Here is a 7,767-nt window from a genome sequence, read left to right on the forward strand (position 1 = left end):
CGGGTCTGCCAGTCTCGGTCGCGGTATCCGTTCCGTTGCGCCAGCCGATCGCTGCTTTTCTCGCCGTAATCGGCACCGGTCTTGGCGCCGACCTCAAGTTCCATCAGCCGCTCGGCTGCGAAGCCGATCATCTCACGCAGCAGGTCGGAATCGGCACTCTTTTCGACAAGCGCACGCAGGTCCATCATAGGTTTGGTCATCGGGTGTCGTCCTTGGTTCAGGTTGGTTGTCGCAACCCAACCCTACCGGGAAACCCGATGGCCACCGCCAGCTACACCACGTCCGTGGACGTCACCCAAGTTCGACGAAGTGGTCGCTGAGGCACTGGATCGAATTTCACGCGATCAAGAAGACATTGCTGCTGTATTCAAGCGTCTGAGCTTTGCTGGCATCACGATCAACACGCTCTCTGAGGGCGAGATATCCCAGCTCCATATTGGCCTCAAAGGCACGATGAACGCCCTGTTCCTGAAAGACCTCGCTGACAAGACCCGTCGCGGGTTGCGCGGAAGGGTCGAAAAAGGCCGCTCTGGTGGTGGCAAATGCTTCGGTTATGACGTGGTTGCCGGAGAAGAGCGCGGCCAAAGGGTTGTCAATGAAACGGATGCAGCAGTGGTTCGGCGCATCTTTGAAGACTACGCATCCGGTAAATCCCCCAAGGCCATCGCTTTCCAGCTCAACGAAGAGGGTGTTCCAGGGCCTAGCGGCAAAGGATGGGGGCAAAGCACCATCAACGGCAACAGGCAGCGCGGCACAGGATTATTGAACAATGAGCTTTATGTCGGGCGTCGGGTTTGGAACCGCCTGCGGTATATGAAGGACCCCGAGACCGGCAAACGAGTATCAAAGCTTAACCCTGAAGATCAGTGGATCACGCAGGATGTGCCAGAACTACGCATCATTGATGAAGCTCTTTGGGCGAAGGTCAAAGAACGCCAAGCCTCACTTAACAAGGCAGGAAAACCATTCTGGTCCAAGCAGCGACCCAAAAACTTGTTTTCAGGTCTCGTAAAATGCGGGGAGTGTGGTGGCGGATATTCGATGATCTCGCAAACGCACATGGGGTGCTCTAGCGCCCGCAACAAAGGCATCTGCTCCAACCGCATGGGCATCCACCGCGAAAAGCTGGAAGCTGACGTTCTCAGCGCCCTTGAAGAGCACTTGATGGACCCCGACCTCTGCGCAGTGTTTTGTGATGAGTATACAAAGCACATGAACAAGCTCCGCAGCGAACATGACGCGGCGTTAAATCAGTTCAGGGCAGAACATGAGAGAACAAAGAAGAAGCTGTCGCAAATGGTCGAAGCTATCTGTGACGGTGCGCCCGTCGCGCCAATCAAGGACAAGATGCATGCTTTGGAAAACCGCAGGCTAGAACTTGAAGCCTTGCTGGAGGACGTGGAAGAATCGCCCCCTCTGCTACATCCAAACATGTCTCAAAGATATCGTGCCCAAGTGGGGCCACTGATAGAAACACTGAATTCGAAAGAGCATCGCGCCGAAGCGATTGATGCTGTTCGATCCCTCATCGAGAAGATCGTCCTGACACCTGACGAAAGCGAAAACCGTCTGGTGTCTGATCTTCACGGTAGTCTGGCTGGAATACTGACTCTGTCAGACGAAACGAAGTCCAAGTCGCAACTAACGAACGCTGCACTCGAAGCGCACAAGGCCGCGTTAGGCCTTGTCCAAAACGACGAAAGCGCCCAAGAGGGCACTTCGCAGGTAAAGTTGGTTGCGGGAGTAGGATTTGAACCTACGACCTTCAGGTTATGAGCCTGACGAGCTACCGGGCTGCTCCATCCCGCGTCAACCATTGAGCTTGCCTCTTGGTGTGTCAGGTCATGGCCTGACGAGGCTGGAGCGTTTTGCCCTCTTTGGGAGAGGGTCATCGATAAGGCGGGGTGCTCCGAGCCACGCCTGCGGCCTCTTGTTTTGGTGTTAGAGGCTGCGCATTTTCATCGTAGGAGAGATACGCTTGGTTCTTACTAGGTTTGGCGGCGACCTACTCTCCCACGTCTTAAGACGCAGTACCATCGGCGCTAAGGCACTTAACGGCCGGGTTCGGAATGGAGCCGGGTGTTTTGCTCTCGCTATGACCACCAAACCGAGAAAGAACCAAGTTCCAAGTCAAGAACTCTTTATCGCTCGGGCCTCGAGGAGAGGCGTCGGGCGATATTTATGTGTGTATGCTTTTGATCTGACTGCAGAAGTCTGTCTTCTACTGGATCAAATCAAGCCTATCGGGCCATTAGTACCGGTCAACTGAACGCATTGCTGCGCTTACATCTCCGGCCTATCGACGTGGTGGTCTACCACGGCCCTCAGGGATACCTTGTTTTGAGGGGGGCTTCCCGCTTAGATGCCTTCAGCGGTTATCCTGTCCGATCATAGCTACCCTGCACTGCCGTTGGCACGACAACAGGTCCACCAGTGGATCGTTCACCCCGGTCCTCTCGTACTAGGGGCAACTCCTCTCAAGTATCCTACACCCACGGCAGATAGGGACCGAACTGTCTCACGACGTTCTAAACCCAGCTCACGTACCTCTTTAAACGGCGAACAGCCGTACCCTTGGGACCTGCTCCAGCCCCAGGATGAGATGAGCCGACATCGAGGTGCCAAACACTGCCGTCGATATGGACTCTTGGGCAGTATCAGCCTGTTATCCCCGGCGTACCTTTTATCCGTTGAGCGATGGCCCTTCCACTCGGGACCACCGGATCACTATGGCCGTCTTTCGACTCTGCTCGACTTGTCAGTCTTGCAGTCAGGCTGGCTTCTGCCATTGCACTCAACGAGCGATTTCCGACCGCTCTGAGCCAACCTTCGCGCGCCTCCGTTACGCTTTAGGAGGCGACCGCCCCAGTCAAACTACCCACCACGCAGGGTCCCGGATCCGGATAACGGACCGCGGTTAGACATCAAGAGTGCGAAGGGTGGTATCTCAAGGGAGGCTCCACAGAAACTGGCGTTCCTGATTCAAAGCCTACCACCTATCCTGCACATCACAATCCTGATGCCAGTGCGAAGCTGTAGTAAAGGTGCACGGGGTCTTTCCGTCTAACCGCGGGAAGCCTGCATCTTGACAGGCAATTCAATTTCGCTGAGTCGATGTTGGAGACAGCGGGGAAGTCGTTACGCCATTCGTGCAGGTCGGAACTTACCCGACAAGGAATTTCGCTACCTTAGGACCGTTATAGTTACGGCCGCCGTTTACCTGGGCTTCAATTCAAGGCTCTCACCTCTCCTTTTAACCTTCAGGCACCGGGCAGGCGTCAGACCCTATACGTCGTCTTGCGACTTCGCAGAGCCCTGTGTTTTTAGTAAACAGTCGCCACCCCCTGGTTTGTGCCCCCAGCTCCAAGTTGCCTTGGAACCGGGCCTCCTTCTCGCGAACTTACGGAGGTATTTTGCCGAGTTCCTTCAACATCGTTCTCTCAAGCGCCTTGGTATTCTCTACCAGTCCACCTGTGTCGGTTTGGGGTACGGTCTCATGGAGGGCTATTTCCTGGAACTGATCAGCGGCCCACCCAATCCGATAAGGGTGAACAACCTTCACAATCCGTCACATCCTCCTGGCCTAGGAATATTAACCTAGTTCCCATCGACTACGCCTTTCGGCCTCGCCTTAGGGGCCGGCTTACCCTGCTCAGATTAACTTTAAGCAGGAACCCTTGGACTTTCGGCGACAGGGTCTCTCACCCTGTTTATCGCTACTCATGTCATCATTCTCGCTAGTGATCACTCCACCGGATCCCTCACAGGCCGGCTTCACAGTAAGCCTCGCTCCTCCAACACGCCCGAAGGCGCTAAGGAGGAATGAGACTATGTCACACTACGCTCTGCTACCATGCACTACGTGCATCCTAAGCTTCGGCTCATGGCTTGAGCCCCGTTACATCTTCGCCGCAGGACAACTTATTTAGACCAGTGAGCTGTTACGCTATCTTTAAAGGATGGCTGCTTCTAAGCCAACCTCCTGGTTGTTTTGGTCGTCCCACCTGCTTTCCCACTTAGCCATGAATTGGGGGCCTTAGCTGTAGGTCAGGGTTGTTTCCCTCTCCACTACGGACGTTAGCATCCGCAGTGTGTCTGCCATCTAGTACTCCCGGGTATTCGGAGTTTGGTTAGGATCAGTAAGCCTGTGGGGCCCCATTACCCATCCAGTGCTCTACCCCCCGGGGTATTCGGATGACGCTCTACCTAAATAGATTTCGCAGAGAACCAGCTATCTCCGAGTTTGATTGGCCTTTCACCCCTAGGCACAACTCATCCCGACCTTTTTCAACAGGTGTGGGTTCGGCCCTCCAGTAAGTGTTACCTTACCTTCAGCCTGGTCATGCCTAGATCACTCGGTTTCGGGTCTGATCCATCTAACTCATGCGCCCTATTAAGACTCGCTTTCGCTGCGCCTACACCTAACGGCTTAAGCTTGCTAGATAGACCAAGTCGATGACCCATTATACAAAAGGTACGCCGTCACTTCGCAAGGAAGCTCCGACTGATTGTAGGCGTTCGGTTTCAGGTACTGTTTCACTCCCCTCGTCGGGGTGCTTTTCACCTTTCCCTCACGGTACTGGTTCGCTATCGGTCAGTAAGGAGTACTTAGCCTTCGAGGGTGGTCCCCCGATCTTCAGACAGGATTTCACGTGTCCCGCCCTACTTAATACGTACCTCAAAGCTTCCCATACGGGACTGTCACCCACTATGGTCAATCATTCCAGATTGTTCTGGTCACTTATCGGTCTCGGCTGGTCCCCGTTCGCTCGCCGCTACTAGGGGAGTATCAATTGATGTCCTTTCCTCCGGGTACTTAGATGTTTCAGTTCCCCGGGTTTGCTCTTAAAACCCTATGTATTCAGGTCTTAAGTACCTGTTCTTGCTTACTGATGATCCAACCATTCGAACCTTCGGACTGACGTCCTCAAGTAACAAAGTGGTAGGACAACAATAAACAATCAGGTGGGTTGCCCCATTCGGAAATTCATGGATCAAAGCCTATTCTCGGCTCCCCATGACTTATCGCAGAGTATCACGTCCTTCATCGCCTCTTACTGCCAAGGCATTCACCAAACGCCCTTCTCGCGCTTGATTTGATCCAGAAAAAGAAAGACTTGCGTCTTTATGGCTCAGAAGCTGGAACAACTAAGCCGCATTTTTCTGGTCAAAAGCATACTTTCCCGCGCTTTTCAGTGTCATTCCGCCCCACGGGCGACTTGAGGACATGTCGGTGTCCAAAAGACCCAAAGGGCAAACACCAAAAAGCACATTGGTTAGTGTACTTGACTTGGACAACTCTGTTCGTTTCATCAAGGCAGACGCATGGAAGGTCGAGGAAACAACCATGGCATACGCTCGCATCAGCCCGAAAGCCTCAGCACCCTGAAGAGGTTACCCGCACACTCGCAGGAACCAAACAGTGTTGTAATTTGTATCTCTCTTTACGATGTCAATCGTCCAATTGGACGGATCAGAAGTCAAACGACTGCTGATCGATCAAATCGGATCTTGGTGGAGCCTAGCGGGATCGAACCGCTGACCTCCTGAATGCAAATCAGGCGCTCTCCCAGCTGAGCTAAGGCCCCAAACCGATCCCGAAGGATAATGGTGGGTCGAGGAGGACTTGAACCTCCGACCTCACGCTTATCAGGCGTGCGCTCTAACCACCTGAGCTACCGACCCAAGATACGGGCGGTAACCCGTTTCGTCTGAAGAGATATGAGGACGGCCTGGTCCGTTGATGCGTCCGGCAAAGGTACCGGACTTTTTTGCTAAGTGATCCACGATTTAGGCAAGCCTAAATGCCAGGATCATCCTTAGAAAGGAGGTGATCCAGCCGCAGGTTCCCCTACGGCTACCTTGTTACGACTTCACCCCAGTCGCTGATCCTACCGTGGCCGCCTGCCCCCCGAAGGTTAGCGCAGCGTCGTCAGGTAGAACCAACTCCCATGGTGTGACGGGCGGTGTGTACAAGGCCCGGGAACGTATTCACCGCGTCATGCTGTTACGCGATTACTAGCGATTCCGACTTCATGCTCTCGAGTTGCAGAGAACAATCCGAACTGAGATGCCTTTTGGGGATTAACCCACTGTAGGCACCATTGTAGCACGTGTGTAGCCCAACCCGTAAGGGCCATGAGGACTTGACGTCATCCACACCTTCCTCCCGCTTATCACGGGCAGTTTCTTTAGAGTGCCCAGCCGAACTGCTGGCAACTAAAGATGTGGGTTGCGCTCGTTGCCGGACTTAACCGAACATCTCACGACACGAGCTGACGACAGCCATGCAGCACCTGTCACCGAGTCACCGAAGTGAAAGATCCATCTCTGGACCGGTCCCGGGATGTCAAGGGTTGGTAAGGTTCTGCGCGTTGCTTCGAATTAAACCACATGCTCCACCGCTTGTGCGGGCCCCCGTCAATTCCTTTGAGTTTTAATCTTGCGACCGTACTCCCCAGGCGGAATGCTTAATCCGTTAGGTGTGTCACCGAATAGCATGCTACCCGACGACTGGCATTCATCGTTTACGGTGTGGACTACCAGGGTATCTAATCCTGTTTGCTCCCCACACTTTCGCACCTCAGCGTCAGTATCGAGCCAGTGAGCCGCCTTCGCCACTGGTGTTCCTCCGAATATCTACGAATTTCACCTCTACACTCGGAATTCCACTCACCTCTCTCGAACTCAAGACTGTTAGTTTTGGAGGCAGTTCCGGGGTTGAGCCCCGGGATTTCACCCCCAACTTTCCAATCCGCCTACGCGCGCTTTACGCCCAGTAATTCCGAACAACGCTAACCCCCTCCGTATTACCGCGGCTGCTGGCACGGAGTTAGCCGGGGTTTCTTTACCAGGTACTGTCATTATCATCCCTGGCGAAAGAGCTTTACGACCCTAAGGCCTTCATCACTCACGCGGCATCGCTAGATCAGGCTTGCGCCCATTGTCTAAGATTCCCCACTGCTGCCTCCCGTAGGAGTCTGGGCCGTGTCTCAGTCCCAGTGTTGCTGATCATCCTCTCAAACCAGCTATAGATCGTAGACTTGGTAGGCCATTACCCCACCAACTATCTAATCTAACGCGGGCCGATCCTTCACCGATAAATCTTTCCCCCGAAGGGCGTATGCGGTATTACTCACCGTTTCCAGTGGCTATTCCGCAGTAAAGGGTACGTTCCCACGCGTTACTAACCCGTCCGCCGCTCACTCCGAAGAGTGCGCTCGACTTGCATGTGTTAGGCGTGCCGCCAGCGTTCGTTCTGAGCCAGGATCAAACTCTCAAGTTGAAAAGCTGTTGCCAGCTTATCCTTGACGTTCGAACCTCTGCACATTGTCCCGACCGGCTTGGCCGGGACGTTCACATCCAGGCTGTTCAAGCCCAGATGCGTCTCTGTTTGTTGTGCTTCAGGTTTCATAAGAAACCGAAAGCCGACAAACAGTGAAGCTGACTATCCATCATCGGATCATGGCCGAAACCATTCACCTAGGTAGCGAGTTATATGTGCAGTTGTTTGTCCATCGAATGAACCAAACCGCCCACATATCTCTTCAGATACTATCAATTTCAAAGAGCGTAGAGACAAAAGAAACAGTGTGCGCCTACTAACTTTCGGCGCGCCCCGCCTCGATCACCTCTGATTTTTCTCGCCGCCTCGTTGCCCTCAAGCCCGTCTGGCGCCCCGACCTGCGCCTCAGCGCCGCCGGTGAAGGGGTATTTACGGATAACTCCCAAACCCCGCAACCCCTTTCTACAAAAAATCAGAAAAAA

General features: G+C 53.8%; 2 protein-coding genes, 3 tRNA genes and 3 rRNA genes. 1 reads left to right on the top strand and 7 read right to left on the bottom strand.

Features of this window, described 5'->3' with window-relative positions:
• The coding region (locus tag BM353_RS16415) for a transposase (RefSeq protein WP_177220579.1) at nucleotides 1-200 on the bottom strand (200 nt) is incomplete at its 3' end.
• Between the two features lie 109 nt (nucleotides 201-309).
• Between BM353_RS16415 and BM353_RS16420 the strand changes: the two genes are divergently transcribed.
• The gene (locus BM353_RS16420) at nucleotides 310-1,776 is read left to right on the top strand and encodes a recombinase family protein (protein ID WP_245759690.1); all 1,467 of its coding nucleotides are present in this window, start codon (nucleotides 310-312) and stop codon (nucleotides 1,774-1,776) included.
• On the opposite strand, the gene BM353_RS16425 is transcribed toward BM353_RS16420, so the two are convergent.
• The 6 genes from BM353_RS16425 to BM353_RS16450 all read right to left on the bottom strand — a co-directional run bounded on the left by BM353_RS16425 (nucleotide 1,733) and on the right by BM353_RS16450 (nucleotide 7,285).
• Nucleotides 1,733-1,809, bottom strand: a tRNA-Met gene (locus BM353_RS16425). The genes BM353_RS16420 and BM353_RS16425 overlap by 44 nt on opposite strands.
• Nucleotides 1,810-1,992: 183 nt before the next feature.
• Nucleotides 1,993-2,107: ribosomal RNA gene (gene rrf / locus BM353_RS16430) — 5S ribosomal RNA — on the bottom strand.
• Between the two features lie 123 nt (nucleotides 2,108-2,230).
• Nucleotides 2,231-5,097 (bottom strand): 23S ribosomal RNA (locus BM353_RS16435).
• Between the two features lie 415 nt (nucleotides 5,098-5,512).
• A tRNA-Ala gene (locus tag BM353_RS16440) sits at nucleotides 5,513-5,588 on the bottom strand.
• Between the two features lie 20 nt (nucleotides 5,589-5,608).
• Nucleotides 5,609-5,685: transfer RNA gene (locus tag BM353_RS16445), tRNA-Ile, on the bottom strand.
• A 138-nt stretch (nucleotides 5,686-5,823) separates the two neighbouring features.
• A 16S ribosomal RNA gene (locus BM353_RS16450) occupies nucleotides 5,824-7,285 on the bottom strand.
• Together the 16S, 23S and 5S rRNA genes with 3 tRNA genes alongside form the textbook arrangement of a ribosomal RNA operon.
• Nucleotides 7,286-7,767: the final 482 nt, after the last annotated feature.

The sequence above is a fragment of the Poseidonocella sedimentorum genome (genome assembly GCF_900116005.1).
In the GTDB taxonomy this organism is placed as follows: Bacteria; Pseudomonadota; Alphaproteobacteria; order Rhodobacterales; family Rhodobacteraceae; genus Poseidonocella; species Poseidonocella sedimentorum.